The 26,930-nt window shown below is 63.2% G+C and carries 24 protein-coding genes; 15 read left to right on the top strand and 9 right to left on the bottom strand.

The features are described from left to right. Window positions 1-63 precede the first annotated feature (63 nt). The 7 genes from AC56QX_RS01980 (at window position 64) to AC56QX_RS02010 (ending at window position 6,980) form a co-directional block, all read left to right on the top strand. Window positions 64-663 carry a VOC family protein gene (locus tag AC56QX_RS01980; protein ID WP_497113472.1) on the top strand — a complete coding sequence of 200 codons (600 nt, stop codon included), beginning with the start codon at window positions 64-66 and terminating at the stop codon, window positions 661-663. Window positions 664-805: 142 nt separating this feature from the next. Next, window positions 806-3,100, top strand: coding sequence for a bifunctional salicylyl-CoA 5-hydroxylase/oxidoreductase (locus tag AC56QX_RS01985; protein WP_497113473.1), 2,295 nt, complete (start codon window positions 806-808; stop codon window positions 3,098-3,100). Beyond that, window positions 3,097-3,870 carry an SDR family NAD(P)-dependent oxidoreductase gene (locus AC56QX_RS01990; RefSeq protein WP_497113474.1) on the top strand — a complete coding sequence of 258 codons (774 nt, stop codon included), beginning with the start codon at window positions 3,097-3,099 and terminating at the stop codon, window positions 3,868-3,870. The genes AC56QX_RS01985 and AC56QX_RS01990 overlap by 4 nt, the downstream gene beginning before the upstream one ends. Then, the gene (locus AC56QX_RS01995; protein ID WP_027043615.1) at window positions 3,864-4,334 is read left to right on the top strand and encodes a MarR family winged helix-turn-helix transcriptional regulator; all 471 of its coding nucleotides are present in this window, start codon (window positions 3,864-3,866) and stop codon (window positions 4,332-4,334) included. Before AC56QX_RS01990 ends, AC56QX_RS01995 begins: the two co-directional genes overlap by 7 nt. After that, a complete protein-coding gene (locus AC56QX_RS02000; protein ID WP_497113475.1) occupies window positions 4,331-5,143 on the top strand; it encodes an enoyl-CoA hydratase family protein in 813 nt (270 codons plus the stop codon). Before AC56QX_RS01995 ends, AC56QX_RS02000 begins: the two co-directional genes overlap by 4 nt. 209 nt (window positions 5,144-5,352) lie before the next feature. After that, window positions 5,353-6,501: an acyl-CoA dehydrogenase family protein gene (locus AC56QX_RS02005; RefSeq protein ID WP_497113476.1), complete on the top strand. Its 1,149-nt coding sequence runs from the start codon at window positions 5,353-5,355 to the stop codon at window positions 6,499-6,501. A gap of 65 nt (window positions 6,502-6,566) precedes the next feature. After that, entirely contained in the window at window positions 6,567-6,980 is a 414-nt protein-coding gene (locus AC56QX_RS02010; protein WP_497113477.1) for a RidA family protein, read from the top strand. Between the two features lie 24 nt (window positions 6,981-7,004). Here AC56QX_RS02010 and AC56QX_RS02015 read toward each other — a convergent pair whose 3' ends face one another. Continuing rightward, window positions 7,005-8,096: an LLM class flavin-dependent oxidoreductase gene (locus AC56QX_RS02015; protein ID WP_497113478.1), complete on the bottom strand. Its 1,092-nt coding sequence runs from the start codon at window positions 8,094-8,096 to the stop codon at window positions 7,005-7,007. A gap of 120 nt (window positions 8,097-8,216) precedes the next feature. Here AC56QX_RS02015 and AC56QX_RS02020 point away from each other — a divergent pair, with 120 nt between their 5' ends. From AC56QX_RS02020 to AC56QX_RS02035, 4 genes are all read left to right on the top strand, one after another. Then, window positions 8,217-8,978: an HpcH/HpaI aldolase family protein gene (locus AC56QX_RS02020; RefSeq protein ID WP_497113479.1), complete on the top strand. Its 762-nt coding sequence runs from the start codon at window positions 8,217-8,219 to the stop codon at window positions 8,976-8,978. A gap of 396 nt (window positions 8,979-9,374) precedes the next feature. After that, entirely contained in the window at window positions 9,375-10,172 is a 798-nt protein-coding gene (locus AC56QX_RS02025) for an ABC transporter substrate-binding protein (protein WP_497113480.1), read from the top strand. Window positions 10,173-10,341: 169 nt separating this feature from the next. After that, a complete protein-coding gene (locus AC56QX_RS02030) occupies window positions 10,342-11,016 on the top strand; it encodes an amino acid ABC transporter permease (protein ID WP_027032891.1) in 675 nt (224 codons plus the stop codon). Window positions 11,017-11,064: 48 nt separating this feature from the next. Continuing rightward, window positions 11,065-12,339 carry a cysteine desulfurase-like protein gene (locus AC56QX_RS02035; RefSeq protein ID WP_497113481.1) on the top strand — a complete coding sequence of 425 codons (1,275 nt, stop codon included), beginning with the start codon at window positions 11,065-11,067 and terminating at the stop codon, window positions 12,337-12,339. A 158-nt stretch (window positions 12,340-12,497) separates the two neighbouring features. On the opposite strand, the gene AC56QX_RS02040 is transcribed toward AC56QX_RS02035, so the two are convergent. The 6 genes from AC56QX_RS02040 to AC56QX_RS02065 form a co-directional block, all read right to left on the bottom strand. Then, complete coding sequence (locus AC56QX_RS02040) at window positions 12,498-13,328, bottom strand: dipeptide ABC transporter ATP-binding protein (protein ID WP_497113482.1); 831 nt, start codon at window positions 13,326-13,328, stop codon at window positions 12,498-12,500. Then, window positions 13,325-14,191: an ABC transporter ATP-binding protein gene (locus AC56QX_RS02045; RefSeq protein WP_497113483.1), complete on the bottom strand. Its 867-nt coding sequence runs from the start codon at window positions 14,189-14,191 to the stop codon at window positions 13,325-13,327. The genes AC56QX_RS02040 and AC56QX_RS02045 overlap by 4 nt, the downstream gene beginning before the upstream one ends. Further along, window positions 14,191-15,075, bottom strand: a complete 885-nt coding sequence (locus AC56QX_RS02050) for an ABC transporter permease subunit (RefSeq protein WP_497117643.1) — start codon at window positions 15,073-15,075, stop codon at window positions 14,191-14,193. The genes AC56QX_RS02045 and AC56QX_RS02050 overlap by 1 nt, the downstream gene beginning before the upstream one ends. Before the next feature lie 26 nt (window positions 15,076-15,101). Beyond that, window positions 15,102-16,109 carry an ABC transporter permease subunit gene (locus AC56QX_RS02055; RefSeq protein ID WP_497113484.1) on the bottom strand — a complete coding sequence of 336 codons (1,008 nt, stop codon included), beginning with the start codon at window positions 16,107-16,109 and terminating at the stop codon, window positions 15,102-15,104. Between the two features lie 45 nt (window positions 16,110-16,154). Next, the gene (locus AC56QX_RS02060) at window positions 16,155-17,753 is read right to left on the bottom strand and encodes an ABC transporter substrate-binding protein (protein WP_497113485.1); all 1,599 of its coding nucleotides are present in this window, start codon (window positions 17,751-17,753) and stop codon (window positions 16,155-16,157) included. Window positions 17,754-18,158: 405 nt separating this feature from the next. Further along, window positions 18,159-18,563 (bottom strand): hypothetical protein, encoded by a 405-nt coding sequence (locus tag AC56QX_RS02065; protein ID WP_497113486.1) that lies wholly within the window; start codon window positions 18,561-18,563, stop codon window positions 18,159-18,161. On the opposite strand from AC56QX_RS02065, the gene AC56QX_RS02070 reads away from it, so the two are divergent. Then, entirely contained in the window at window positions 18,562-20,250 is a 1,689-nt protein-coding gene (locus tag AC56QX_RS02070) for a long-chain fatty acid--CoA ligase (protein ID WP_497113487.1), read from the top strand. The genes AC56QX_RS02065 and AC56QX_RS02070 overlap by 2 nt on opposite strands. 92 nt (window positions 20,251-20,342) lie before the next feature. Continuing rightward, window positions 20,343-20,987 carry a class I SAM-dependent methyltransferase gene (locus AC56QX_RS02075; protein WP_497117645.1) on the top strand — a complete coding sequence of 215 codons (645 nt, stop codon included), beginning with the start codon at window positions 20,343-20,345 and terminating at the stop codon, window positions 20,985-20,987. On the opposite strand, the gene AC56QX_RS02080 is transcribed toward AC56QX_RS02075, so the two are convergent. Together AC56QX_RS02080 and pgi are read right to left on the bottom strand one after the other, a co-directional pair. Beyond that, window positions 20,984-21,706, bottom strand: coding sequence for an HAD family hydrolase (locus AC56QX_RS02080; protein WP_497113488.1), 723 nt, complete (start codon window positions 21,704-21,706; stop codon window positions 20,984-20,986). The two genes, AC56QX_RS02075 and AC56QX_RS02080, sit on opposite strands and share 4 nt — an antisense overlap. Before the next feature lie 5 nt (window positions 21,707-21,711). Continuing rightward, window positions 21,712-23,355 carry a glucose-6-phosphate isomerase gene (gene pgi, locus AC56QX_RS02085; protein WP_497113489.1) on the bottom strand — a complete coding sequence of 548 codons (1,644 nt, stop codon included), beginning with the start codon at window positions 23,353-23,355 and terminating at the stop codon, window positions 21,712-21,714. A 302-nt stretch (window positions 23,356-23,657) separates the two neighbouring features. Between pgi and pdxR the strand changes: the two genes are divergently transcribed. Both pdxR and AC56QX_RS02095 read left to right on the top strand, forming a co-directional pair. Further along, window positions 23,658-25,151 (top strand): MocR-like pyridoxine biosynthesis transcription factor PdxR, encoded by a 1,494-nt coding sequence (gene pdxR, locus AC56QX_RS02090; RefSeq protein WP_172220119.1) that lies wholly within the window; start codon window positions 23,658-23,660, stop codon window positions 25,149-25,151. Window positions 25,152-25,332: 181 nt separating this feature from the next. Next, the gene (locus tag AC56QX_RS02095; protein WP_497113490.1) at window positions 25,333-26,922 is read left to right on the top strand and encodes a trimethylamine methyltransferase family protein; all 1,590 of its coding nucleotides are present in this window, start codon (window positions 25,333-25,335) and stop codon (window positions 26,920-26,922) included. Window positions 26,923-26,930 lie beyond the last annotated feature (8 nt).

Consider the following 26,930-nt stretch of genomic DNA (forward strand, 5'->3'; position numbering starts at 1 on the left):
CGAAAAGCGGGCTTCGGACATGCGACCGCAAAGACCCAGGTCCCGCCAATGGAGAGGACTGACATGAAGACGATACTTCGCAATGCAATGCTCGCCGCCGCCATCCTTGGCAGTGCCGGCATGGCCTCGGCGGATTCGATCCCCGGCATGCGCGGCCACGACCACACCGGCATCACCGTTCCCGACATGAAGCAGGCGGTCGACTTCTTCACCGAGGTGGTCGGCTGCAAGAAGGCGATGTCGTTCGGCCCGTTCGCCGACGACAAGGGTACCTTCATGCAGGACCTTCTGGGCGTCGATCCCAAGGCCGTCATCGAGCAGGTCACCATGGTTCGTTGCGGCTATGGATCGAACATCGAGCTGTTCAAATACACCGCGCCCGACCAGAAAGACCTGACGCCGAAGAACAGCGACATTGGCGGCTTCCACATTGCCCTCTATGTCGACGATGTCGCGGCGGCCAAAGCCTATCTCGACGGCAAGGGCGTCAAGACAAGGATGGGGCCTTTGCCGGTCAAGGAAGGGCCGGCCGCCGGCCAGACCATTCTCTATTTCCAGGCGCCCTGGGGATTGCAGCTGGAAGCGATCAGCTATCCTGACGGCATGGCCTATGAGAAGGGTGCCGAGACAGTGCTGTGGAGTCCGAAGAATCCGGAAAAGTGACCCTTGGCGCGCGCTTGCGGAACGACACGCAAGCGCGCCGTCCAATGCCCGCATAATGATTTCGATATAAAACTTTAAGCTTGAAATATCTATCCGCCGGCGCGATACTCACGAGACAGCAAGCGAAGAGGAGATCGCAGACATGAAGGTTGCGGTTCTCGGCGGCGGACCAGCCGGCCTCTACTTTGCCATTTCGATGAAGCTCCGGGACGCCGCGCATGATGTGACGGTGTTCGAGCGCAACCGCGCCGACGACACGTTCGGCTGGGGCGTCGTGCTGTCGGCCGAGACGCTCGAGAACCTCGCCAAGAATGACCCGGTCAGCGCCGTCTGGATCAAGAAGCATTTTGCCTATTGGGACGACATCGCCGTCATCCATGACGGCGTGCGCACGGTCTCGTCAGGCCATGGCTTCTGCGGCATCGGCCGCAAGCGGCTGCTGGTCCTGCTGCAGCGCCGCGCCCGCGAACTCGGTGTCAAGCTGATGTTCGAGACCGACATCGCCGACCCCCGACCGTACATGGAGACGCATGATCTGGTCGTCGCCGCCGACGGGCTGAACTCCAGGGCGCGCAACACTTTCGTCGACATCTTCAAACCAGACATCGACACTCGCAAGTGCAAATTCGTCTGGCTCGGCACCAACCAGAAATTCGACGACGCCTTCACCTTCATCTTCGAGAAGACCGAGCATGGCTGGGTGTGGGCACACGCCTACCAGTTCGACAGCGAAACCGCGACCTTCATCGTCGAGTGCAGCGAACAGACTTGGGCTGCCTTCGGCTTCGGCGCGATGTCGCAGCAGGAGTCCATCGCCGTCTGCGAGAGGATCTTTGCGAAGCATCTCGGCGGCCATGCGCTGATGACCAATGCCAACCACATCCGTGGTTCGGCCTGGATCAATTTCCCGCGCGTGCTGTGCGAGCGCTGGTCGTACAAGAATTTGGCGCTGATGGGCGACGCGGCGGCATCGGCGCATTTCTCGATCGGCTCCGGCACCAAGCTGGCGCTCGAAAGCGCGGTAGCGCTGGCCGAATATGTCGAGATCGAGCCGGACCTCGACGCAGCGTTCCGCAAATATGAGGACGCCCGCCGCACCGAGGTGCTGAAGCTGCAATCGGCGGCGCGCAATTCGCTGGAGTGGTTCGAGGAGGTCGAGCGTTATCTCGGGCTCGATCCGGTGCAGTTCAACTATTCGCTGCTGACCCGCTCGCAGCGCATCAGCCACGAGAATTTGCGGCTGCGCGATGCCGAGTGGCTGGGTGGTGCGGAAGAGTGGTTCCAGCGCCAGGCGGGTGCCGGCGGCAACAGGCTGCGCCGCGCGCCGATGTTCGCGCCGTTCAAGCTGCGCGACCTCAGGCTCAACAACCGCGTCGTCGTCTCGCCGATGGCGCAGTACAAGGCCGTCGACGGCTGCCCGACCGATTGGCATTTTTCTCACTATGCCGAGCGCGCCAAGGGCGGTGCCGGCCTCATCTATATCGAGATGACCTGCGTCAGCCCCGAAGGCCGCATCACGCCGGGCTGTCCCGGCTTCTACGCGCCCGAACATGAGGTGGCATGGAAGCGGCTGGTCGATTTCGTCCACGCCGAGACCGAAGCCAAGATCTGCGCCCAGATCGGCCATTCCGGCGCCAAGGGCTCGACCCGGCTTGGCTGGGAAGGCACGGACGTGCCGCTGACCTCCGGCAACTGGCCCATCATGGCGGCATCGGCGGTGGCGTGGTCGCCGCAGAATCAGGTGCCGAAGGCGATGGACCGCGCCGACATGGATCTGGTGCGCGACCAGTTCGTGGCCTCCGCCGAGATGGCCGACCGCTGCGACTTCGACATGCTGGAGATTCACGCCGCGCATGGCTATCTCCTGTCGTCCTTCATCACGCCGGTCACCAACCGGCGCACGGATGACTACGGCGGTTCGCTTGAGAATCGCATGCGCTATCCCCTCGAAATCTTCCGCGCGGTGCGCGCCGTCTGGCCGGCGGGAAAGCCGATTTCGATGCGCATTTCGGCCAATGACTGGGTCGGTATCGAAGGCGTCACGCCGGCCGACGCGGTCGAGATCGCAAAGCTGCTGCATGAGGCCGGCGTCGACATCTGCGACGTCTCGGCAGGGCAAACTTCGGCGCTAGCCAAGCCGGTCTATGGCCGCATGTTCCAGACGCCGTTTTCCGACCGCATCCGCAACGAGGTCGGCATGGCGACAATGGCGGTCGGCAACATCTATGAGCCGGACCATGTCAATTCGATCCTGATGGCCGGCCGCGCCGATCTGGTGGCGCTGGCCCGCCCGCATCTCGCCGACCCCTACTGGACGCTGCATGCGGCGGTGACGCTCGGCGACCGTGGCGTGAAGTGGCCGGATCCCTATCTGCCCGGACGCGACCAGCTCTACCGGCTGGCCGAGCGCGATGCCGCGGCGGGGCTGAAAGTATGACGGCCGCTACAGCGATCAGGGGCAAGCATGCGCTGGTCACCGGCGGCGGTTCCGGCGTCGGCCGGGCCATCGCGCTGACGCTGGCGGGCGCGGGCATTGATGTGACCATTTGTGGTCGCCGCGAGGCTGAGCTTGCCAAGGTGGCCGGCGAAAGCGACCGCATTTTCGGCATCGCCGCCGATGTTACGAATGAGACGGCGATGGCGTCGCTCTACCAGACGGCGGAAGCCGTGCGCGGGCCCTTCGACATCGTCGTCGCCAATGCCGGCATGGCCGGCAGCACGCCGGCGCACAAGACCACGCTGGCCGACTGGCAGCGGACGCTCGACGTCAATTTGACCGGCGCCTTCCTGACGGTGAAGCCGGCACTGGCCGGCATGGCCGCGCGGAAATCGGGGCGGATCGTGTTCGTCGCCTCCACGGCTGGGTTGAAGGGCTACGCCTATGTCGCGCCTTACGTGGCCGCCAAGCATGGCGTCGTCGGACTGATGCGGGCTCTTGCCGCCGAGACGGCGAAATCGGGCGTGACCGTGAATGCGGTCTGCCCGGGCTTCGTCGAGACCGACATGCTGGAGGAGTCTATCCAGCGCATCATCGAAAAGACCGGCCGTTCGGTCGAGCAGGCGCGAACAAGTCTCGCCTCGACCAACCCGCAAGGCCGCTTCATCCAGCCACAGGAAGTTGCCGCCGCCGTGCTGTGGCTGTGCGGCGATGCCGCCCGGTCGATCACCGGACAGACGATCTCCATTTCAGGAGGCGAAACATGGTAGCCGGCCCCCTGCCCGCGCCGTCAGGACCCGGCAAGGACCGGCTGCGCCTGTGGATCAGGCTGCTGCGCGCCTCGCGCACGATCGAAGCCGAACTGCGCGAGCGCCTGAAGAAAGAATTCGATACAACGCTGCCGCGTTTCGATGTGATGGCGGCCCTCTACCGCGTGCCGGAAGGCATGCTGATGAGCGACCTGTCGCGCTTCCTGCTGGTCTCCAACGGCAATGTCACCGGCATTGTCGATCGGCTGGTTTCGGAAGGGCTGGTCGCCCGCGCGCGCCGCAATGGCGACCGACGCACTTCGATGGTGCGGCTGACCGATGAAGGCACCAAGTCCTTTGCCACCATTGCCGCGGCGCATGAGGGCTGGATCGGCGAATTGCTGGGCAAGGTGAGCGAAGAAGATGCCCGCCGGCTGACCGGCATGCTGACCTCGTTCCGCAGCAACTGGGAGGGACGCGAATGACCGCAATGGCCAGCCTCAAGCCGAAACACTTCCTCTGGGAGGTCGAGGGCAGGATCGCCAAGGTCCGACTCGACCGGCCGGAGCGCAAGAACCCGCTGACGTTCGACAGCTATGCCGAGTTGCGCGACACATTCCGCGACCTCGTCTATGCCGACGATGTCGATGCCGTGGTGTTCCTGTCCAATGGCGGCAATTTCTGCTCCGGCGGCGATGTCCACGACATTATCGGCCCGCTGGTCAAGATGGACATGAAAGAGCTTCTCGCCTTCACCCGCATGACCGGCGATTTCGTCAAGGCGATGCTGAATTGCGGCAAGCCGATCATCGCCGCGGTCGACGGTGTGGCGGTCGGCGCCGGCGCCATCATCGCCATGAGCTCCGACATCCGCATCGCCACGCCGGAAGCCAAGACCGCCTTCCTGTTCACCCGCGTCGGCCTCGCCGGCTGCGACATGGGCGCCTGCGCGATCCTGCCACGCATCATCGGCCAGGGCCGCGCCGCCGAACTGCTCTACACCGGCCGCACCATGACGGCGACGGAAGGCGAGCGCTGGGGTTTCTACAACCGGCTGGTCGATGCCGCATCGCTCGAGGCCGACGCGCTCGACATGGCGGCGCGCATCGTCTCCGGCCCGACCTTCGCCCATGGCATCACCAAGACGCAGCTCAACCAGGAATGGTCGATGGGCCTCGAGCAGGCGATCGAGGCGGAAGCACAGGCGCAAGCGATCTGCATGCAGACGCGCGACTTCGAGCGCGCCTACAAGGCGTTCGTGGCCAAGGAAAAGCCGGTGTTCGAGGGCAATTGAGGATGATTGGTTTTCGCCCAGGCACCCCCCTCTGGCCTGCCGGCCATCTCCCCCGCAAGGGGGGAGATCAGCTGCACGTTCTGTTTTCGCCACTCTCCAACGTTGCCAGGTCGAAGCCGTCGGCAAGGCTGCCAATCCCCCCCTTGCGGGGGAGATGTCCGGCAGGACAGAGGGGGGTGCCTCGCACCAACACGCGGAAGGTTACCTCCATGCCTGACCGTTCCTTTCTCAACTGGCCGTTCTTCGAGGACCGTCATCGCGAACTGGCCGAACGGCTGGAAGCCTGGTGCGCGACAAATCTCCCGGTCGATCACCATGATGTCGATGCGGCCTGCCGCGAACTGGTGCAAAAACTTGGCCGGGACGGCTGGCTGAAGCCGACAGCTGTTGACACCGACAATCCTGGCCCCCTCGACGTGCGCACTCTGTGCATCACGCGCGAGACGCTTGCCCGCCATGATGGGCTCGCCGATTTCGCCTTTGCCATGCAAGGGCTCGGCACCGGTGCGCTCAGCCTTTTCGGTACATCGGAACAGCAGCAATGGCTGGCAAAGACGCGTGCGGGCAAGGCGATCTCGGCCTTTGCCTTGTCGGAACCACGCTCGGGATCGGATGTCGCCAACACGGAGATGACGGCGACCCGTGACGGCGACAGCTATGTGCTCACTGGCGAAAAGACCTGGATTTCCAACGGCGGCATCGCCGATCTCTATGTCGTCTTTGCCCGCACCGGCGAGGCGCCGGGCGCCAAGGGGCTTTCCGCCTTCATCGTGCCTGGTGACGTCAAGGGCCTCGGCATTGCCGAACGCCTCGAAGTGATCGCGCCGCATCCGCTGGCGCGGCTTTCCTTCGACAAGGTCCGCCTGCCTGCCGCCGCACTGATCGGCAAGCCCGGCGACGGTTTTCGTATCGCCATGTCGGTGCTTGACGTGTTCCGCTCGACCGTCGGTGCGGCAGCACTCGGCTTTGCCCGACGCGCGCTCGATGAAAGCATCAAGAGAGTGGCCGAGCGCAAACTGTTCGGCGCGCCGATGGCGGAATTGCAGATGGTGCAGGGCCATATAGCCGACATGGCGCTCGACGTCGATGCGGCAGCCCTTCTGGTCTACCGCGCCGCGTGGACCAAGGACATGGGAGCCGCTCGCGTCACTCGCGAGGCGGCGATGGCCAAACTGTTCGCCACCGACAAGGCCCAAGAGGTGATCGACAAGGCGGTGCAACTGCATGGCGGCGACGGCGTCCGCAAAGGCCACATCGTCGAAAGCCTGTATCGCGAGATTCGCGCGCTACGCATCTATGAGGGCGCATCCGACGTGCAAAAGGTGGTCATCGCGCGGCAAGTGATGGGCGCGGCCTGATGATGAAAAATTGACGGGCATTCAATTTTGAGACTTTGGTTTTTGGGAATACGGGGAGGCTAGAAATGCACGAGATTTTGCAGCCGGAAGGCTGGGCCAAGCCGGTCGGCTACGCCAATGGCGTCGCGGCGCGGGGGCGGCTCATCTTCGTTGGCGGACAGGTCGGCTGGAACGGGCAGTGCCAGTTCGAAACCGACGAGTTTGTCGGCCAGGTGCGGCAGACGCTCGAGAACATCGTCGCGGTGCTGGCCGAGGCAGGTGCTGAGCCGCGGCACATCACCTCGATGACCTGGTATTTCACCGACAAGGCCGAATATCTCGCCAACCTCAGGGGCATCGGCGAAGCCTATCGCGAGGTGATCGGCCGGCATTTTCCGGCGATGGCCGCCATGCAGGTGGTGGCGCTGGTAGAGGACCGCGCCAAGGTGGAGATCCAGGCTACCGCCGTCATTCCGGACGAACTTGTTCGCCCGGAATAATGAATTCGTTGCTCGCGGAATAATTTATGCGCGCAGCCCCGCCTGCCTCAAAATCGGCAGCACGTGGTCGCAGAAATAGGGCAACTCCCTGGTATAGTTGACGAAGGACAGCGCAATGCCCTGATAGCCGTGTCCGGCAATGGCAGCCATCTCGGCGGCGATTGTTTCCGGCGTACCGATCAGGGGATAGGTGCCGGCACCGCCGGCGAAGCGCTGGCGGTAGCGGTCATAGGCGTGCGGGTCGTGCGACTGCGAGAATTCCTTCTTGCCGGCCATGTGGGCGTCGACCGCGTCATGGTCCGCCATATCAACGGCATAGCGCGTGTAGTAAGCCTGCGCCTCTTCCATCGTCGGGCGGCAGACGACATGCGCCACGGTGTAGACACCGACATCCCGGCCAACCTTGTCGGCTCGTTCGCTGATATCGGCGACATGCTTGCCGGCATCGCTGATCTCGGAAAAGGTGGTGAACAGATAATCGCATCGGGCGGCGGCGAAATCGCGGCCCGGCCCACCGAATGCGGCGTTCATGGTCACCGGGCGCCGAGCCTGCAGGCTGGCCGGCCGGCTGACGGCTTCCTTCAGGCGATAGTAGGTGCCTTCGTAGTCGAGAGGCTCGGCCGACGCATAAAGCTTTTCGAGGATCTCGATCCACTCGGCCGCCTGGTCGTAACCCTTCTCGACCAGCGGCGTGCCGAACATGCCGAACTCCTTCGGGTTCCAGCCGCAGACGATGTTGAGGCCGGCGCGGCCCTGGCTGATGTGGTCGACCGTCGCCAGCGCCTTGGCGGCATAGAGCGGATGCACCAGCGGCACGTGCACGGTCATGAACAGGCCGATCTGTTCGGTGGCCACGGCAAGCGCCGCTGCCCAGGTGAAGGTTTCGAACGACCATTCGCGCACCTTGTTGCGGCCGCCAAAGCCACGCCAGCGGGCAATCGGCAGCATGAACTCCAGCCCCGCGCGGTCGGCAATTTGCGCCGCCGTCAGATTGTCCTGCCAGCTTGCCGTCCAGCGTTCCGGAACATCGGTGATGGCAAGACCGCCATCCGCATTGGTCGAAAAGACGCCGAGTTTCAGTTTGTTGGAGCCGTGCAAGGGATGTGGTTTGTTCATGTCGTGACCTCCCGGCGAAGATCGCACGCTACGGCTCCGCGAAAATATTTCAAGCATGAAATAGCTTCGCCTTGCGATGGTTTGCCGATATGAATTCGGCGGAATGAGAAAGGGATCGGCATGAGCGAATTCCGTCAGAAATGCATCGGCAAGGCAAACCTCGTCGGTTCCTTTGCTGCCATTCCGCATCCCGTCGCGGTTGAAGTGATGGCACAGGCCGGCCTCGATTTCCTCTGCATCGACTGGGAGCATGCCCAGATTTCGCGCGACATGATCGAGACCATGGTGCGCGCGGCCGACGTCCATCGCGTGCCGGCGATGGTGCGCGTTCCCGGCCATGCGCGGGAAGCCATCCAGGCGGCGCTGGACAGCGGCGCGCAAGGCGTGCTGGTGCCGCGCGTCTCGACCGCAGCCCAGGCCGCGATGGCCGTGAAAGCCTCGCGCTATCCGCCGCTGGGCGAGCGCGGCGTCGGACCCGGCCGGGCCGCCGGCTACGGCTATCGCATTCCCGAATATCTTGCCGGCGCCAACGACAGAACCGTCGTCGCGGTCCAGGTCGAGACATCGGAGGGGCTCGCCAACATCGACGCGATCGCGGCCGTCGACGGGGTCGACGTGATCTTCGTCGGCCCCGGTGATCTTTCGGTATCGATCGACGCAGTCGGACCGCAAGGCGCCGACAAGCTCAATGCGGCGATCCGGACAATCATCGGCGCGACGATCGCACGCGACAAGGCAGCCGGCATATTTTGCGCCAGCCCGCAGACTGTCAGCCGCTGGGCAGCCATCGGCGCGAGTTTCTTCGTGCTGGCCAGCGACACGATGTTTCTGGGCGCCGGCGCCGCGGCCAACTGTGCGGCCGCGCACGACGAATTGGCATAGACGGCCAGGCAAAAAGCGTATCGCCGGAGCAACAGGCCGGCCAAGCTTTTTAAGCTTAAAACTTTCGCCTTGAAAAGCGTCCCACTTTGGATAAGCATTCAAAATCGATGGCGGTTGCCCGTGCCGGAGGGGGTTGCCGGCCAGTCCATCGTGGTGTTCGGGTGGGAGGGGTTCAGTCCTTGACGTTCATGCTGCCCCAGTCGTCGTCCAGCGCGCGCTATGCGTTCGATGGCGTGCGCGCCAAGATCCGCGACCTGCACACCGAAACCATTTGCCACCGCGCACATTGTCGCGGCCATGAATTGACGCCCCGCTGGGAGGTGGGACGGCAAGAAACCGTGCGGGGCCAGCCCCGTCCGATCAACAACCAGAGGGAATACCCCAGAGGGAACTCCAATGAAGCTCAACCGTCGCAATCTTATCCTGTTTGCCGCTGCCATCGGCATCGCCGCCGGCCCCGCGACCGCCTATGCCGCCGATGTGCTCAATGTCGGCGCCTACCCGACCAATCCGCCCTTCGAATACAAGAACGAGAGCGGCACCTTCGAGGGTTTTGAAGTCGACATCGTCAACGAAGCGGCCAAGCGCATCGGCATGACGACCGACATCGCCGACCTCGGCTTCCAGGCGCTGTTCGCCGCCACCACGTCGAAGCGCATCGACGTCGCCATCTCCTCGATCACCATCACGGCGGAGCGGCTGAAGTCGCAGTCCTTCACGCAACCCTATTACGATTCCGATATGGGCATCGCCACTAAGACCGACAGCGCTGTCAACACCGAGGCCGACCTCAAGGGTAAGATCGTCGGCGTGCTGTCCGGCTCGACCGGTGAGACCTGGGTCAAGGCGCATCAGGAAGCCGACGGCTTCAGCGACGTGAAGGGCTATGACACGCAGCAGAACCTGCTGCTCGACCTCAGCGCCGGCCGCGTCGATGCCGCTGTCAGCGACATTCCGGGCATGGAATATTCCTTCACCAAGATGAAGGATTTGAAGGTCAAGCAGCGCATCAAGACCGGCGAACAGTACGGGCTGATGATGACCAAAGACCACCCGCTACTCGGCAAGCTCAACGACGCGCTGACGGCGATGAAGAAGGACGGCACGCTGGCCGCGATCCACAAGAAGTGGTTCGGCAGCGACGCGCCGGCCGATTCCTCGACGGTGAAGGAAATGCCGCTGCCGAAGGCCTGAGCGGCAATGCACTCAAATCGTGCCGGCTTTCCAGGCCGGCACGATTCATTTCACGCTCCAGCGCCTGCTGCCGCACAGACCGCCTCACCGTAGGCGACGTCGTTTGGTTCTAACTGGAGCACCCTTTGCTCTGGCGTCGCGGGACACAAAACAGTTCGGGAACGCTCCCATGTCGCTGATCGACACCTTCTTCAATCCCGATGTCATCATGTCCAGCCTGCCGGCGCTGCTGCGCGGCTTCCTGAACACGCTGCTGCTCGGCATCCTCAGCATCGGCATCGGTATCCCCATCGGCCTGGGGATCAGCCTGGTGCGGCTCTATGCGCCGAAGCCGCTGCGCTGGCTGGCGGTCGGCTATACCGACATTTTTCGAGCTCTGCCGGTGCTGGTCGTGCTGATCCTGATCTATTACGCGCTGCCTTTCCTCGGCATCCGGCTGTCGTCCTGGGCGTCCGCGGTGACGGCGTTTGCCTTCATCATGTCGGCCTATTCGGCCGAAGTGTTCCGCTCCGGCATAGAGAGCATTCCGAAAGGCCAGTTCGAGGCGTCGCAGGCGCTCGGCCTGCCGTTCCTTTTGACCTTGCGCAAGGTGGTGCTGCCGCAGGCGATCCGCGTGGTCATCCCGCCAATGACCAGCAACTGCGTGTCGATGTTCAAGGACACCTCGCTCGCCTCGACCGTGGCGCTGCCGGAACTCTTGAAGGAGGCGACCAACGCGCAGTCGCTCTACGCCAACCCCTCGCCGCTGATCGGCGCAGCACTCGTCTACCTCATCTTCCTCTGGCCGATGGTCCGCCTCGTCAGCCTGCTTGAAGACCGCTTCAAGACCGAGAAGACGCGCTGACATTCCCGACTGATCCACTCGCCCAAGTCCTTTGTAGGAGCCTACCCCGTGAACAAGCACCAGACCGACAATGCGAACGCCTCAGCGTTCCCCGTCGACACCATCCGCGCCATGTTTCCCGCTCTGCAGCGGGCCGGCGATTTCATCTTCTTGGACAATGCCGCCGGCGCGCAGATTCCGCAGAGCGTGCTCGACGCGGTGACCAACCATTTGGTTTCGCACAATGTGCAGCGCGGCGGCCGCTATGGCCGCAGCGTCACCGTCGACCAGTCGGTCGCCGATGCCCGGACAAGCGTGGCACTGCTGATCAACGCCTATAGCCCGGCCGAAATCTGCTTCGGCATGAACGCCACCTCGTTCATCCGCCTGGTCAGCCTCGGCATCGGCCAGATGCTGCAGGAGCGTGACGAGATCGTCGTCACCGACATGGATCATGACGCCAACATCGCCACATGGCTGGCGCTGGAATCCGTCGGCGCCAAGTTCAAATGGTGGCGCATGCGCGAGGACGGCAATCTGCATGTCGACGATCTCAAGCCCCTGGTCTCCGACCGCACCCGTCTTGTCGCCTGCACGGTCACAGCACACTCGATCGGCTCGATCGTCGATGTCGCCTCGGTGGCAGAGATCGCGCACGCAGTTGGCGCGGAAGTGTTCCTCGACTGCGTGCATTACGGACCGCACGGGCTGATCGATGTGCAGGCCTGGGACTGCGATTATCTCGTCTGTTCGGGCTACAAGAATTTCTCGCCGCATATGGGCTTCCTGTGGGGCCGCTTCGACACGCTGAAGCGGCTGCCGACTTTTCGCGAGGATTTCATCCCCGACGAGCCGCCGTACAAGGTCGAGGCCGGCACCTTCATCTACGAGAATGTCTCCGGCATGGATGCCGCCGTGCAGTATCTGGAACTGATCGGCCGCAATCTCGCACCCTCCAACAACCGCTCGAGGCGCGAGAACATCGTCGCCGGCATGGGCGCCATCCGCGACTATGAGCTGCTGCTGGCACGCGAGATGCTTGGCGTGCTGAAAGGCTGCGGGGCGACCATCTACGGCGTTGCCGACGAGGCCCGCATCAACGAGCGCGTGCCGACCTTCTGCTTCAACATCGGCAAACTGTCGCCACAGCGGATCGTAGAGGAAATGGCCGAGATGCAAATCGGCATCCGCGACGGCCACATGTACGCACCGCGCCTGATGAAGCGCCTCAACCTGTCGATGGACAGCGGCGCCATCCGCGCCTCGCTGGTGCATTACAACACGGTCGAGGAAATCCATCGCTTCGGCGAAGCATTGCGCGCGATTATCGCCAAGCTGTCATGAGCGACTTAGCCGGGGTGTGTTGAGATTCAGGTCAGGCCGAGCCGAGAGTGGTGGTGTTCGAGAACCGGAGCGGAGCGTACTTAAAGTACGTGAGCACCGGAAGCGCAGGACGCCGCCATTCGCAGGCCGGCCTCACCTGAATATCGACACACCCGGAGTCAGGCCGCCGCCTTCTTCTTTGCCAACCTCGCCTTGATCGAGGCGACGTCGGCGCGCGGTGTCGCGGCGAACAATGTCCTGGTGTAGCTGTGTTTGGGGTCTGAAAAGACCTCCTCGCGCGAGCCGTATTCGACCGCCTCGCCGAAATACATCACCATCACATCGTCGGCGATGTAGCGCACCACGGACAGATCGTGGCTGATGAAGACATAGGTCAGCTGGAATTCGTCCTGCAGGTCGGCGAGCAGGTTGAGCACCTGCGCCTGAACCGACAGATCGAGAGCCGAGACCGGCTCGTCCAGCACCAGCAGGCTGGGATTCAGCATCAGCGCGCGGGCGATGGCGATGCGCTGGCGTTGGCCGCCCGAGAACATATGCGGGTAGCGATTGTAGTGCTCGGGTCCGAGGCCGACCTTCTTCAGCATCTTCATCGCGAGGTCGCGTCGTTCCTCGGCCGGCTTGTCGGTGTTGATCAAAAGCGGCTCGCCGAGAACGTCGCCGATCTTCTGGCGCGGGTTCAGCGACCCGTAAGGGTTCTGGAAGACGATCTGCACCTTGCGGCGCATCTCCTTGGAGAGGCCATTTTTGGCGATGTCGACCTTGTTGCCGTCGATGAACAGCTCGCCTGCAGTCGCCGGATCGATCAGCGTGATGATACGCGCGAGCGTGGACTTGCCGCAGCCCGATTCGCCGACGATGGCCAGCGTCTTGCCCTTCTCGACACTGAAGGACACGCCCTTCACCGCATGCACGGTGCGCGCGCCGCGGAACAGCCCGCCGCCGACATGGTAGACGCGCTTGATGTCCTTGCCTTCGACAACAATGGTCATGCGCTGGCTCCAGTCGTACTAACTTCCTGGGGCGCCGGCTCGAACAGCATGTCGGAGACGGTCGGCAGCCGGTCGCCGACGGCGTTCTCCGGCAGCGCCGACAAAAGCGCGCGCGTGTAATTGCTCTTCGGCGATTCAAACAGCGACAGCACGTCGGCCTCTTCCATCTTGCGGCCCTTGTACTGGACGATGACGCGGTCGGCGGTCTCCGCCACCACGCCCATATTGTGGGTGATCATGATCAGGCCCATGCCGTATTTGGCCTGCAGCGAGACCAGCAGATCGAGGATCTGCTTCTGGATGGTGACGTCCAATGCAGTCGTCGGCTCGTCGGCGATCAAAAGCTTCGGATTGCAGGCAATGGCGATGGCGATCATGACGCGCTGGCACTGGCCGCCCGACATCTGGTGCGGGAACGAGTTCAGGCGTTCCGCCGGTTCGGCAATACCGACCTGCTGCAGAAGCTCGATGGCGCGCGCCCGGCGCTGGGCCTTGTCCATGCCCATGTGGAAGCGCAGCACTTCCTCGATCTGGAAGCCGACCGTGAAGCAGGGATTGAGGCTGGCCATCGGCTCCTGGAAGATCATCGACATGTCCTTGCCGACGATCTTGCGCCGCTCGGCAGGGCCTAACTTCAGGAGATCGCGTCCGCCAAAGCTCATCTTGTCGGCGGTGACCTTGGCCGTCCACGGCAACAGGCCCATTACGGCCAGCATCGACACCGACTTGCCGGAGCCGGATTCGCCGACGATGGCAAGCACTTCGCGTTCGTCGACATGGAGCGAGACGCCATCGACGGCGCGGAACGGGCCGGCCGCGGTCTGGAATTCGACGACGAGGTTCTGGATGTCGAGCAACGCCATCATGACCTCCTGAGCTTGGGATCGAGCGCGTCGCGCAGGCCGTCGCCGACAAGGTTGATGGCGAGCACAGTGATCAGGATCGCCAGGCCGGGGAAGGTGACGACCCACCAGGCGCGCAGGATGAATTCGCGCGCCGAGGCGAGCATGGTTCCCCATTCGGGCGTCGGCGGCTGAGCGCCGAGACCGAGGAAACCGAGCGCTGCCGCTTCAAGAATGGCGTTGGAGAACGACAAGGTCGCCTGGACGATCAGCGGCGCCAGGCAATTGGGCAGGATGGTGCGAAGCATCAGCCTGACATGGCCCGCCCCCGCGACCTTGGCGGCGACGACATATTCACGGCTTTTCTCCGCCATGACGGCCGCCCGCACCAGCCTGGCGAAATGCGGCTGCAGAACGAGCGCGATGGCCAGCATCGCATTGAACAGGCCAGGGCCAAGGATGGTGACCATCACCAGCGCCAGCAACAGCGACGGGAAAGCCAGGATGAGGTCCATGACGCGCATGATCGCCACGTCGACCCAGCCGCGGAAATAGCCGGCCAGCAGGCCGAGCGTAATGCCGCCGGTGAGCGCCAGCGTGACCACCACCGCGCCGATCAGCAGCGAGAAGCGCGCGCCGTAGAGCAGGCGCGAGAGGATGTCGCGCCCGACCGGATCGGTGCCGAGCAGATATTGTGTCGAGCCGCCGTCCTGCCAGGCCGGAGGCCGCAGGAATGCAGTCTTGTCCTGGATGTCGGGTGCATAGGGAGCCAGCAGCGGCGCAAACAGCGCCGCCAGGACCAGCACGATGAAGACGAACAGGCCGATGACGGCGCCGCGGTTCACCGAGAAATAAAACCAGAAGGTCCTGAGACCGGTGAGGCGATCCGGGCTGCCGGCGGCCATTGGGGCGATTTCGGTCGACTGGCTCATCACGCCGCCCTTATGCGTGGGTTGATAACGGCATAGAGCACATCGACGATCAGGTTCACGGCCATGACGATAAGGGCGATCAAGAGCAGGCCAGACTGCACGACAACATAGTCGCGCTTGGATATGGATTCGACCATCCACCTGCCGATGCCCGGCCAGGAGAAGATCGTTTCGGTAAGGATGGCGCCGGCGAGCAGCGTGCTGACCTGCAGGCCGATGGTGGTGACCACCGGGATGAGTGCATTGCGCAGAGCATGCACGCCGATGACTCTGGCCGACGAAAGCCCTTTGGCTCGGGCAGTCCGCACGTAGTCCTCGCCCAGCACTTCGAGCATGGCGGAGCGCGTCTGGCGCGCTATCACAGCCAGCGGAATGGTGCCGAGCACAATTGTCGGCAGCACCAGATGGCGCATTACCGAGCGAAATGCATCCCATTTGCCGTAGAGCAAGGTGTCGATGGTCATGAAGCCGGTTATCGGCTTGAAGAAGTACTGCAGGTCGATGCGGCCGTTAACCGGTGTCCAGCCGAGATAGCCGGAAAAAAAGATGATAAGCAGCAGGCCCCACCAGAAGATCGGCATCGAATAGCCGACAAGCGCCGTGCCCATCAGCGACTGGTCGAACCACGAGCCACGCTTGATCGCCGCAAAGATGCCGGCTGGAATGCCGAGCACCATGGCGAAAATCATGGCGAAGAATGAAAGTTCCAACGTCGCCGGGAAGAGCGTCTTGAACTCTTCGAGCACCGGGCGTTTGGACGAAATCGAGACACCGAAATCGCCGGTCACGACCTCACCGACATAGCGCGCATATTGCTCCCAGATCGGCAGATTGTAGCCGAACTGCTCCTTGAGCTCTTCGTAGCGCGCCGGCGCCACGCCGTGTTCGCCGGCCATGGCAAGGATAGGATCGCCGGGCAGCAGCCTGACGAACGCAAAGGCGCAGATCGTGATGCCGACAAGCGTCGGGATCAAAAGTGCAATTCGGTGGAGGATGTATTTTAGCATGATGTAGGGGGGCGGCGCTTCATTGCGCCGCCCCGCTCTATAGTCTTATTCGGCCTTGTCAACGCCGTCGAAGCGGTGAATGCCGAGCGGGTCCATCATGAAACCGCTGACATTCTTGCGCACGACCGCGTAGACTTGGCTATGCGCCAGCAGGAAGGCCGGGGCCTGCTTCTGGAAGACGACCTGCGCCTCTCCATACAGCTTGGCGCGCTCGGCCTGGTCGCTGGTCTTCTTGGCCTTCTGGATCAGATCTTCGAAGTCCTTGTCGCACCAGCTCGAGTAGTTCGAGACACCGACGGCGGAGCAGGCGAACAGGGTGGCGAAGAAGTTGTCCGGATCGCCATTGTCGCCGGTCCAGCCGATCTGGAAGGCGCCTGGACGGTCCTTCTTCTTGCCTTCCGAGCGATACTTGGTCCACTCGTAGTTGACGATCTCGGCCTTGACGCCGACCTTGGCCCAATCGGCCTGGATCAGTTCGGCGGCACGCTGGAAGTTCGGGTTGTACGGGCGAACGCGATCGGAAGCCCAGAGCTGGATTTCCGTCAGCCCGGCAGCAGCAAGCACCTTCTTGGCCGCATCCGGATCATAGGCGTCGGACTTAACATCCTTGTTCCACGACCACATGGTCGGCGGGATCAGGTTTTCGGCAGGCGTTGCGCCTGCATCCTGGAACAGCGACTTGATCAGCGATTCCCGGTCGATCGCCTGGTTGAGTGCATGGCGTACCTCAGGCTTGTCGAGCGGCGGGATGGTGGTGTTGTAGCTCATATAGCCGATGTTCAGGCCGGCCTGATCCATCAGGGTCACGTCCTTGTTGGCCTTGATGGTGGCGATGTCGGCCGGGTTCGGATAGGGCGCGATGTCGCATTCGCCGGCAAGCACCTTCTGGATGCGGGCGGTCGCGTCAGGCGTGATGGCGAAGACGAGATCGTCGATCTTCTCCTTGCCCTTGAAATAGTCCGGGTTGGCCGCGTAGCGGATGACCGAATCCAGCTGGTAGTCGACGAACTGGAACGGACCAGTGCCGATCGGCTTGGTCGAGAAATCGGCCATCTTGCCGTCCTTCGCCAGCTGGTCGGCATATTCTTTCGAGACGATCGAGGCGAAGTCCATGCCGAGGTTGGCCAGCATCGGCGCGTTCGGCTCGGTCAGCGTCAGCTTGACGGTCAGGTCGTCGACCTTTTCCCACTTGGCGACGTATTTCGGCATGTCCATGCCGGTGTAGTAGTCCCAGGTCAGGTTGGGCAGATACTTGTCGCCGTTCCAGGGGTTTTCCTTGTTGAACTGGCGGTCGAAGGAGAAGACGACGTCGTCGGCGTTGAGGTCGCGCGTCGGCTTGAAATAGTCGGTGGTCTGGAACTTCACGCCCGGATGCAGGTGGAAAGTGTAGACCAGGCCGTCGTCGGATATTTCCCACTTGTCGGCGAGGCCGGGCTCGACCTCGGTGCCGCCATGCTTGAACTCGACCAGACGCGAATAGACGGTACGCGACGAGGCATCGAAATCGTTGCCGCCGGTCGTGGTACCCGGATCAAAATTGGCAGGCGACGCTTCCGAGCAATAGACAAGCGTCTTTGCATTGGCCATGCCGCCCAGGACGCTTGCGGCCAGCAACGCGGCCGCAAAAGCGAGTTTCTTTTTCATTGAGCACTCCCTGATGTTCTTCCAAGCCCCTCTATCAGGCTCGCGAAGCGCGCATATAAGCACCGTTTTTACGGCTTTGGAACACCCCGTTTGCTTACCCCTCGGGAAGCAGGAAAAAAATCCGCGATTTTGCTAAATGGCAGAAAAAATTAGCAGTTTTTTCCATTCACAATATTATTAACGACCGCATTTTTTTATTGATCTGGCATCTGGCGACATCAATGCCGCGCCCCGCCTTCATCCGGCCACGGATGTGGAAGAGACCGACTCCAAGTGTCGCCGGCGGGAAAGATTTTCGACGGCAAATCTTTCGGCGCCTTGCCGCAAGGGCAAGACTTGCACCGCCGCCGATAGAGGCAATACATAGATGGATATGCTGGCGCCAGCGGAGGACGTCTCTGTCATTTAGAGGCGGGCGCAGCAGAGGCGACCAAGAGACGGGCGAACAAGAATTGCTAGGGAGGAACGGGTGGCAAAAGCATCTAAGGCGCCGGTGAAAGCGTCGGCCAAGGCGGTCTCGAAACCAGCCGCCGCCGACGGGCAAGGTAAAGCTGCTGCCAAGGCCGCGACCGCCAAGACAGACGCAAAGCCTGCCAAGACGGCACCTGCGGCAAAAGCAGCGGCCACAGCCAGGGCCGCTAAGAAGCCGGCGACGAAAGCCGCCCCGACAAAGACTTCTCCCGCAAAGACATCTCCCACGAAGGCTTCTCCCACGAAGGTTGGGGCAACGAGGGCCGCATCGCCGTCAAAGGCGGCGCCGACGTCAAAACCGGAGCCGGCTGCCACCAAGCGGCTGCCGAAGGCACTCATGGAACTTGCTGCCGGCCTGCCCGAAAAGCCGTGGCTCAAGAGTTATCCGAAAAATGTGCCGGCCGAAATCGGTGTGTTGCCCTACAGTTCGATCGGCGATTTCCTGGTCGGCGCCTGCAAGCAATTTTCCACCCAGCCGGCCTTCACCTGCATGGACAAATCCATCAGCTACGCCGATGTCGAGCAGCTGTCGGCGGCCTTCGGTGCTTATCTGCAATCGAAGGGCCTGCAAAAGGGTGCGCGCATCGCCCTGATGATGCCCAACGTTCTGCAATATCCGGTGGCGATGATGGGCATCCTGCGCGCCGGCTATGTCGTGGTGAACATCAATCCGCTGTACACGCCGCGCGAGCTGGAGCACCAGCTCAAGGATTCCGGCGCACAAGCCATCGTCATTCTGGAAAACTTCGCCAACACCTTGCAGGCCGTAATCGCCAGGACGGCGGTCAAGCATGTCGTGGTGGCGGCCATGGGCGACATGCTTGGTGGCCTCAAGGGGACGATCGTCAACTTCGTCGTGCGCCGCGTGAAGAAGATGGTGCCGACATGGTCGCTGCCCGGGCATGTCAAGTTCAACGTCGCGGTGAAGGCCGGGGCCGGCCTTGGCTTCAAGCCGGTCAAGGTTGCAGCCGACGATGTCGCCTTCCTGCAATATACCGGCGGCACGACGGGCGTGTCGAAGGGCGCCACGCTGCTGCACAGCAATGTGCTCTCCAATGTCGTGCAGAACGCGCAGTGGATGGAAGATGCCTATACGATCAAGCCGAAACCGGCGCACCCGAACTTCATTTGCGCGCTGCCACTCTATCATATCTTCGCGCTGACCGTGAACGCTCTGATGGGCATGCAGCAGGGCGCCCGCAACGTGCTCATTCCCAACCCGCGCGATATCCCCGGCTTCGTCAAGGAACTGGCAAAGTATCCGACCCATGTCTTTCCGGGCCTCAACACGCTGTTCAACGCGCTGCTCAACAATGAGGATTTCCGCAAGCTCGACTTCAAGCCGCTGGTGCTGACACTGGGCGGCGGCATGGCGGTGCAAAAGGGCGTCGCCGAACGCTGGAAGGCGTTGACCGGTTGCCCTGTCACTGAAGGCTACGGCCTCTCGGAAACCTCGCCGGTGGCCACCGCTAACAAGTTCAGTTCCGGCGACTTCACCGGCACGATCGGCCTGCCGCTGCCGTCAACGGAAATCGCTATCCGCGACGACGACGGCAACAATTTGCCGCTCGGCGAGGTCGGCGAAATCTGTATCCGGGGGCCGCAGGTGATGGCGGGCTACTGGAACCGCCCTGACGAGACCGCCAAGGTGATGACCAAGGACGGCTACTTCAAGTCCGGCGACATGGGGTTCATGGATGAGCGCGGCTACACCAAGATCGTCGACCGCAAGAAGGACATGATCCTCGTCTCCGGCTTCAACGTCTATCCCAACGAGCTCGAGGAGGTCGTGGCCCAGCATCCGGGCGTGCTGGAGGTGGCGGCGATCGGCGTGCCGGACGAGCATTCGGGCGAGGTGCCGAAGCTGTTCATCGTCAAGAAGGATCCGGCGCTGACCGCCGAGGCCATCACCGCCTATTGCCGCGAGAACCTGACCGGCTACAAACGGCCCAAATATATCGAGTTCCGGACCGAATTGCCGAAGACGCCGGTCGGCAAGATCCTGCGGCGGGCGCTGCGCGAATAGTGAATGACGATCCTGTCGGCGAAGGGGTGTTGGGCAACGATGTGCCGGGCGGGCATCCGCGCCTCGACCCGGCTGAATTCATCAAGGCGAACATGCGCCTTGTCAGCGTGCCGGCGCTTCCCGAAATCCGGCTTTACGCCGCCCATCCAGGCAGCGGGTTGAGACGGCTTCTCGGATCCGAAGACGACAACGATACTGACGAAGCTACGCCGGAACCACAGCCGCCCTATTGGGCCTATGCCTGGGCCGGCGGCACCGTGCTCGCGCGCTACATCCTCGACCATCCGATGAGCGTGGCGGGCCGCGGCGTGCTCGACCTCGGCGCAGGCTCGGGCCTCGTCGGCATCGCCGCAGCCAAGGCGGGCGCAAGTATGGTGATGGCGGCCGAGATCGACCGCAATGGCGTTGCCGCGATCGGCCTCAATGCGGCCGCGAACGGTGTCTCCATAACCGTTTTCGGAGACGACATCACGAAAGGTCCGCCACTGGCGGTCGACCTCGTGCTCGCCGGCGATGTCTTCTACGGGCAGGACGTCACTGAGCGCGTCATGCCTTTTCTCGACCGCTGCCTCGCCGCCGGCATCGCGGTGCTGGTCGGCGATCCGGGCCGGGCCTATCTGCCGCGCTCGCGATTGCGCCTGCTTGCCGAATACACGGTGCCGGATTTCGGCGACACGAAAGACGCAGCCCCAAGGCCGAGCGGCGTCTTTCGCTTCGAGACCGAACCTGGCGGTTAGACCGTCTCCTTGACCCGCGCCGAGAGAAAATCCGGCAGGTCAGCAACCGAATCCAGGATGACGTCGGCGATCTCGGCCAGCGATTCGCGGGTGCCGGTGCCGGAGAGCACGCCGACCGCCAGACCGCAGCCGCCGGCGCGCGCCATTTCGAGATCGTGGCGGTTGTCGCCGACCATGGCGATCTCCGCCGCTCTCAGGCCAGTGAGGTCGCAAAAGGCCTGGATGGTGTCGGGCGCCGGTTTGGGATTGGCCACTGCGTCGTAGCCATAGGCGGCGTCGAACAGCTGGGCGACGCCCAGCGTGACCAAGGTCTTTTCCGCACCGCTGGTGGAGTCATTGGTGGCGACGCCAAGCCGGTAGGATCTTTTGTGCAGCGTTGCCAGCGTATCGACGATGCCCGGCAGCGCCACCGCCATCGTCGAGCCCTGCACCGAGGTGATCTCGTTGAAGCGGGCGACGGCCAGCATCTGGTCTTCGTCGGACAGACGCGGGAACCACAGTTCGACGACGTCCATGTTGGTGCCCGAGGCAAAGATCGAATCGGGCTTGAAGCGGCGGTTGGCGAAATCGAAGCCGGCGGCCGCGAGCAGCCTGTCGGCCTTCCAGCGATCGCCCTCGGCGGCATCCATGGCCATGAAGTCGGCGACGCCGAGCCAGGTCGCGTTGAAGTCGACAAGTGTCCCGTCCTTGTCGAACAGTATGCCCTTGATGTCTGCCAAACTTTTCACTCCGAAGCACGCAATTGGTGGATGTATCCCACAAGGCCAGCCGTCGATGCGTCGCGCTTGGCGGCACTTTCCTTGCCCTCAACGACAGGCAAAAGGCCGGTCGCCAGTTCCTTGCCCAACTCGACGCCCCACTGGTCGAAGGAATTGATGTTGAACAGCGTCCCCTCGACGAAGACGCGGTGCTCATAGAGCGCGATCAGCCGGCCGAAGGTGCGCGGGTCGAGCTTGCGATAGAGGATGGTCACCGAAGGCCGGTTGCCGGAGAAGACACGATGCGGCGCTATTTTGTCGACATCGGCCGGCTTCATGCCCTTGGCCAGCATCTGCGCGCGCGCCTCGTCCAGCGTACGGCCCTTCATCAGGGCTTCCGATTGCGCCAGGCAGTTGGAGAGCAGCAAATCATGCTGGTGCTTGAGCTCCGGTTCATGGCCGACGGCCGCGGCAAGAAACTCCACCGGGATGAAGTCGGTGCCCTGGTGCAGGAGCTGGAAGAAGGCGTGCTGGCCATTGGTGCCGGGCTCGCCCCAGACCAGCGGCCCGGTCGGCGTCGTCACCGGCGTGCCGTCGAGAGTGACCCCCTTGCCGTTCGATTCCATGTCGAGCTGCTGCAGATAGGCCGGCAGCCTGGACAGGCGCTGGTCGTAGGGGATGACAGCGCGCGCCGGATAGCCGCAGATCACGCGATGCCACCAGCCGACCAGCCCCAGCAGCGCCGGCAGGTTCCCGGCGATCGGCGCGGTGCGGAAATGCTCGTCCATTTCGTGAGCGCCGTCGAGGAAGGCGCGAAAATTCCTGGGACCGACGGCGATCATGACGGGCAGGCCGATCGCGCCCCAGACCGAATAGCGGCCGCCGACCCAGTCCCAGAAGCCGAAGACGCGATCGGATTCGATGCCGAACTTGGCCACCAGGTCGAGCGCCGTCGAGACGGCGGCGAAATGCTTGCCGACCGCCTGCTTGCCGAGCGCCTTCTGCACCCAGTCGCGCGCCGTCTGCGCATTGGTCATCGTCTCGACCGTGGTGAAGGTCTTGGAGGCGATGATGAACAGCGTGGTTTCGGCTGACAGGCCCTTCAGCGTGTCATGGATATGGGCGCCGTCGATGTTGGAAACGTAGTGCGCGCGCGGCCCGTCATGATAGGGGGCGAGCGCCAGCGTCGCCATGGCCGGGCCGAGGTCGGAGCCGCCAATGCCGATGTTGACGATGTCGGTGATTGTCTTGCCGGTGGCGCCGGCCGCCTTGCCGGAGCGGATGGCATCAGCAAAGGCGCCCATTGCGTCGAGCACGGAAAGGACGTCCGCCTTGACGTCCTGGCCATCGACCGTGACACCCTTGCCGCTGAGATTGCGCAGCGCCGTGTGCAGCACGGCGCGGTCTTCCGTGATGTTGATCTTCTTGCCGGCGAACATGGCGGCGCGGCGCCCCTCGAGATCGGCGGCGCCAGCGAGCTTTTCCAGCAAATCCATGGTGGTCGCGTCGACGGCGCATTTCGACCAGTCGAGCAACAAATTGTCGTCGGTGGCGGAGAATGTCTGGAACCGCTGCGGATCGGCGGCGAAGGCCTGGCGCATGCTGGCAGGTGCCGCAGCGCGATGGTCGCGCAAGGCGGCAAGCTGTTTCTGGAAGGCTGACTTATCCACTGGCGGGTAGCTCCTGGCGTTTTGGATGCACCATATCAGACCGGATGTTTCCGGCGCGTGTCGTCGCGGCACAACTATTGAGCCGAACTCCGTGCGGTCAATACGCGGCGATGCCGCATCGCATCACGATGCGATGACACAATGTGTCGCTCCGGGAGGCTGCAGCGCCCGATTTCGGCCGGAAGGATCACTGGCATAAATCCCAAAGATCAGAAAAATTGATTGGCGCAACACCTTGTGCCACCGTTACATTCGACTGGTCCAGCCAAGCGAAAAAAGTTGGCCATCGAGGAACATCTCCCATGCCACAGAGAAACGACACGGCGATATGGTCCGGCCTGTTCCGGATTTCGGCTGAATCCGGCCAGACCCTGCAGGCGCAGATCCGCCAAGCCATCGTGGCCGCCATTCTCGACCGTCAGATTGCCGCTTCGATGCCGCTTCCCTCCTGCCGGATCCTGGCCGAAAAGCTCGGCGTGGCACGCGGCACGGTGGTGCTGGCCTTCCAGCAGCTCGTCGACCAGGGGTTCCTGGTGGCGCGCGAGCGGCGCGGCCATTTCGTCAATCCCGACGTGCTGGCGACACCGGCCAAGCCGCACCAGAAGGCGCCCGACCAGGCCAACGAGATCGACTGGAAGGCACGCCGGCAGATCGCCGCCAGCGACATGCCGCCGCCGGCCAAGCACGAGAACTGGATCAAGTCGTCCTATCCCTTCGTCTACGGCCAGTTCGACCCGGCGCTGTTCCCGACCGCCGAGTGGCGCGAGTGCAACCGCATGGCGCTGGCGGTGCTTGAGATCCGCAACTGGGCGTCCGACATGGTCGACCGCGACGATCCTTTGCTGATCGAGCAGATCCAGGCGCGGCTGTTGCCGCGGCGCGGCATCTTCGCCAATCCCGACGAGATCATCGTCACGCTTGGCGCCCAGAACGCGCTCTACATGCTGGCGACACTGTTGATGACCAAGGGCTCGAAGGTGGCGATGGAAGATCCCGGCTACCCCGACGCACGCTCGATCTTCCGGCTTGCCGGCGCCGAGATCCAGCCGGTGCCGGTCGACCAGTCCGGCATCGTAACCTCTTCCATCCCCAATGATTCCGGCTTCGTGTTCGTCACGCCCAGCCATCATTGCCCGACCATGGTGCCGTTGTCGGCGGAGCGGCGGCAGGATCTGCTGGCGCGCGCCAACCGGCACAACCAGATCATCATCGAGGACGGCTATGACAGTCAGCTTCTCGACGAGGCACCGCAGCAGGCGCTGAAAAGCCTCGATCGTTCAGGCCGCGTTGTCTATGTCGGCTCGATGTCAAAGACGCTGGCTCCCGGCCTGCGGCTTGGCTACATCGTAGCCTCTGCTGGACTAATCTCCGAGCTCAGGGCGCTGCGCCGTTTCATGCTGCGCCATCCGCCGGCGAACAACCAGCGCGCCGTTGCATTGTTCCTGTCGCTCGGCCATCACGAAGCACTGGTGCGGCGTCTGTCGAGCGCCTTCGACGAGCGGCGCAAGCGCCTGGTCCATGCGATTTCCGCCTTCCTGCCGGAATGGCGCTCGACCGACTCGGCCGGCGGCACCTCGCTTTGGCTCGAGGGACCACGCGGCACCGATTCCCGCGGTCTGGCCGAGGCCGCCGCCTCGCGCAGCGTGATCATCGAGCCGGGAGACCGCTTCTTCGACCGCACCGAAAAGCCTTCGCGTTTCATGCGGTTGGGCATTTCCTCGATCGCGCTGCAGCACATCGAGCCCGGCATCCGCGAACTGGCCACGGCCGCCGGACGGAGGCCCGCCGCCGCCTGATCCCTTTCACCGGAGCCACCAGCAGTGGCTCCGGCTCTCCTTTAGCTCTGGCACATGCAACCGGACAGCCTGGCCCATAGGCTGTGCCAATGCCGGCGGCATAGTCGGGGCACAAAGGGGAAGAAGCAGCCGATGGTGGACCAACCGCCGCCCTGTTTCCGAGAAAAGGTGGAGTGTCTCCATGTCAGTGGTTCTTGAAAAGCAGGAAGCGGCGGCGGATCAGCGCTCGCGCCGCTCCGGTGGACGCGAAGCGCGTCGCGCCATGCGGGCCGCGCCCCTGGCCGACGACATCAAGCCGGTGCGCGCCGGCCTCGAGGGCGGCAGCTACGGACCGCTGAAGCGCAACGACCAGGAACGCATCCACGAGGCGGTGCTGACGCTGCTGGAGACCGTCGGCTTCGCCAACGCCATCCCCTCCTGCATCGAGGCGCTGACCAAGGCCGGCGCCACCTATGGCGATGACGGCCGTATCCGCTTTCCGCGCGCGCTCGTGCTCGACACGATCAAAAAGGCGGCACGCAATTTCACCTTGCACGGCCAGGACCCGAAACACGACATGTTGATCCAGGGCAAGCGCGTGCACTACGGCACGGCCGGCGCCGCGGTCCATCTGGTCGATGTCGAGAAGCGCGAATACCGCGAATCGCTGCTGCAGGACATCTATGACGCGGCCCGCCTCGTCGAGGGGCTCGACAACATCCATTTCTTCCAGCGGCCGATGGTGCCGCGCGACATTCCCGATCCGCTCGAAATGGATTTCAACACGCTCTATGCCTGCGTGATGGGCACGTCCAAGCATGTCGGCACCTCGTTCACGGTGCGCGAGAACGTGCAGCCGGCGCTCGAAATGCTCTATGCCATCGCCGGCGGCGAGGAAAATTTCCGCGCCCGGCCGTTCGTGTCGAACTCCAACTGCTTCGTCGTGCCGCCGATGAAATTCGCCGAGGACGCCTGCGGCGTGCTCGAGGCCTGCGTCGAGGGCGGCATCCCGATCCTGCTGCTGTCGGCCGGCCAGGCCGGCGCGACCGCTCCGGCGGCGATTGCCGGCGCCGTGGTGCAGGCCGTGGCCGAAGTGCTGGCCGGTCTGGTCTATGTCAATGCCATCAAGCCGGGACATCCGGCGATCTTCGGCACCTGGCCGTTCGTGTCGGATCTGCGGACCGGCGCCATGTCGGGCGGCTCGGCCGAACAGGCGGTGCTGACGGCTGCCTGCGCGCAGATGGCGCAGTTCTACGATCTGCCTGGCGGCTCAGCCGCCGGCATGACGGATTCGAAACTGCCCGACATCCAGTCCGGCTACGAAAAGGGCATCACCGACGTGATGGCCGGCCTTGCCGGGCTCAACCTCGTCTATGAATCGGCCGGCATGCATGCCTCGCTGCTCGGCTTCTGCCTGGAAAGCCTGATCATCGACAATGACATGCTCGGCCATTGCCTGCGCTGCGTGCGCGGCATCGAGGTGTCAGATGAATCGCTGTCGATCGACACCATCGCAGAGGTCTGCCTGAATGGCCCGGGCCACTATCTCGGCAACGAGCAGACCTTGCGGCTGATGCAGACCGAATATTTCTACCCGGCCGTCGGCGACCGGTTTTCGCCGAAGGAATGGAACGAGAAGGGCCGGCCCGACATCTTGCAGCGGGCGATCATCGAGAAGAAGCGCGTGCTTGCCGAGCGTTTTCCGCGCCATGTGCCAAAACTGCTCGACGACAAATTGCGCACCCGCTTCGGCGACATGATCAAGCTGCCGCGCGCTAATATGGGCGGCTGAGGCGCTCG

It is taken from the genome of Mesorhizobium sp. RCAM 06353 (genome assembly GCF_059683585.1).

What these genes read in the sequence shown, in the direction of transcription:
- AC56QX_RS01980 (WP_497113472.1), top strand. Translation starts at nt 64, where the DNA reads ATGAAGACGATACTTCGCAATGCAATGCTCGCCGCCGCCATCCTTGGC.
- AC56QX_RS01985 (WP_497113473.1), top strand. Translation starts at nt 806, where the DNA reads ATGAAGGTTGCGGTTCTCGGCGGCGGACCAGCCGGCCTCTACTTTGCC.
- AC56QX_RS01990 (WP_497113474.1), top strand. Translation starts at nt 3,097, where the DNA reads ATGACGGCCGCTACAGCGATCAGGGGCAAGCATGCGCTGGTCACCGGC.
- AC56QX_RS01995 (WP_027043615.1), top strand. Translation starts at nt 3,864, where the DNA reads ATGGTAGCCGGCCCCCTGCCCGCGCCGTCAGGACCCGGCAAGGACCGG.
- AC56QX_RS02000 (WP_497113475.1), top strand. Translation starts at nt 4,331, where the DNA reads ATGACCGCAATGGCCAGCCTCAAGCCGAAACACTTCCTCTGGGAGGTC.
- AC56QX_RS02005 (WP_497113476.1), top strand. Translation starts at nt 5,353, where the DNA reads ATGCCTGACCGTTCCTTTCTCAACTGGCCGTTCTTCGAGGACCGTCAT.
- AC56QX_RS02010 (WP_497113477.1), top strand. Translation starts at nt 6,567, where the DNA reads ATGCACGAGATTTTGCAGCCGGAAGGCTGGGCCAAGCCGGTCGGCTAC.
- AC56QX_RS02015 (WP_497113478.1), bottom strand. Translation starts at nt 8,096, where the DNA reads ATGAACAAACCACATCCCTTGCACGGCTCCAACAAACTGAAACTCGGC.
- AC56QX_RS02020 (WP_497113479.1), top strand. Translation starts at nt 8,217, where the DNA reads ATGAGCGAATTCCGTCAGAAATGCATCGGCAAGGCAAACCTCGTCGGT.
- AC56QX_RS02025 (WP_497113480.1), top strand. Translation starts at nt 9,375, where the DNA reads ATGAAGCTCAACCGTCGCAATCTTATCCTGTTTGCCGCTGCCATCGGC.
- AC56QX_RS02030 (WP_027032891.1), top strand. Translation starts at nt 10,342, where the DNA reads ATGTCGCTGATCGACACCTTCTTCAATCCCGATGTCATCATGTCCAGC.
- AC56QX_RS02040 (WP_497113482.1), bottom strand. Translation starts at nt 13,328, where the DNA reads ATGACCATTGTTGTCGAAGGCAAGGACATCAAGCGCGTCTACCATGTC.
- AC56QX_RS02045 (WP_497113483.1), bottom strand. Translation starts at nt 14,191, where the DNA reads ATGGCGTTGCTCGACATCCAGAACCTCGTCGTCGAATTCCAGACCGCG.
- AC56QX_RS02050 (WP_497117643.1), bottom strand. Translation starts at nt 15,075, where the DNA reads ATGGCCGCCGGCAGCCCGGATCGCCTCACCGGTCTCAGGACCTTCTGG.
- AC56QX_RS02055 (WP_497113484.1), bottom strand. Translation starts at nt 16,109, where the DNA reads ATGCTAAAATACATCCTCCACCGAATTGCACTTTTGATCCCGACGCTT.
- AC56QX_RS02060 (WP_497113485.1), bottom strand. Translation starts at nt 17,753, where the DNA reads ATGAAAAAGAAACTCGCTTTTGCGGCCGCGTTGCTGGCCGCAAGCGTC.
- AC56QX_RS02070 (WP_497113487.1), top strand. Translation starts at nt 18,562, where the DNA reads ATGGAACTTGCTGCCGGCCTGCCCGAAAAGCCGTGGCTCAAGAGTTAT.
- AC56QX_RS02065 (WP_497113486.1), bottom strand. Translation starts at nt 18,563, where the DNA reads ATGAGTGCCTTCGGCAGCCGCTTGGTGGCAGCCGGCTCCGGTTTTGAC.
- AC56QX_RS02075 (WP_497117645.1), top strand. Translation starts at nt 20,343, where the DNA reads ATGCGCCTTGTCAGCGTGCCGGCGCTTCCCGAAATCCGGCTTTACGCC.
- pdxR (WP_172220119.1), top strand. Translation starts at nt 23,658, where the DNA reads ATGCCACAGAGAAACGACACGGCGATATGGTCCGGCCTGTTCCGGATT.
- AC56QX_RS02095 (WP_497113490.1), top strand. Translation starts at nt 25,333, where the DNA reads ATGTCAGTGGTTCTTGAAAAGCAGGAAGCGGCGGCGGATCAGCGCTCG.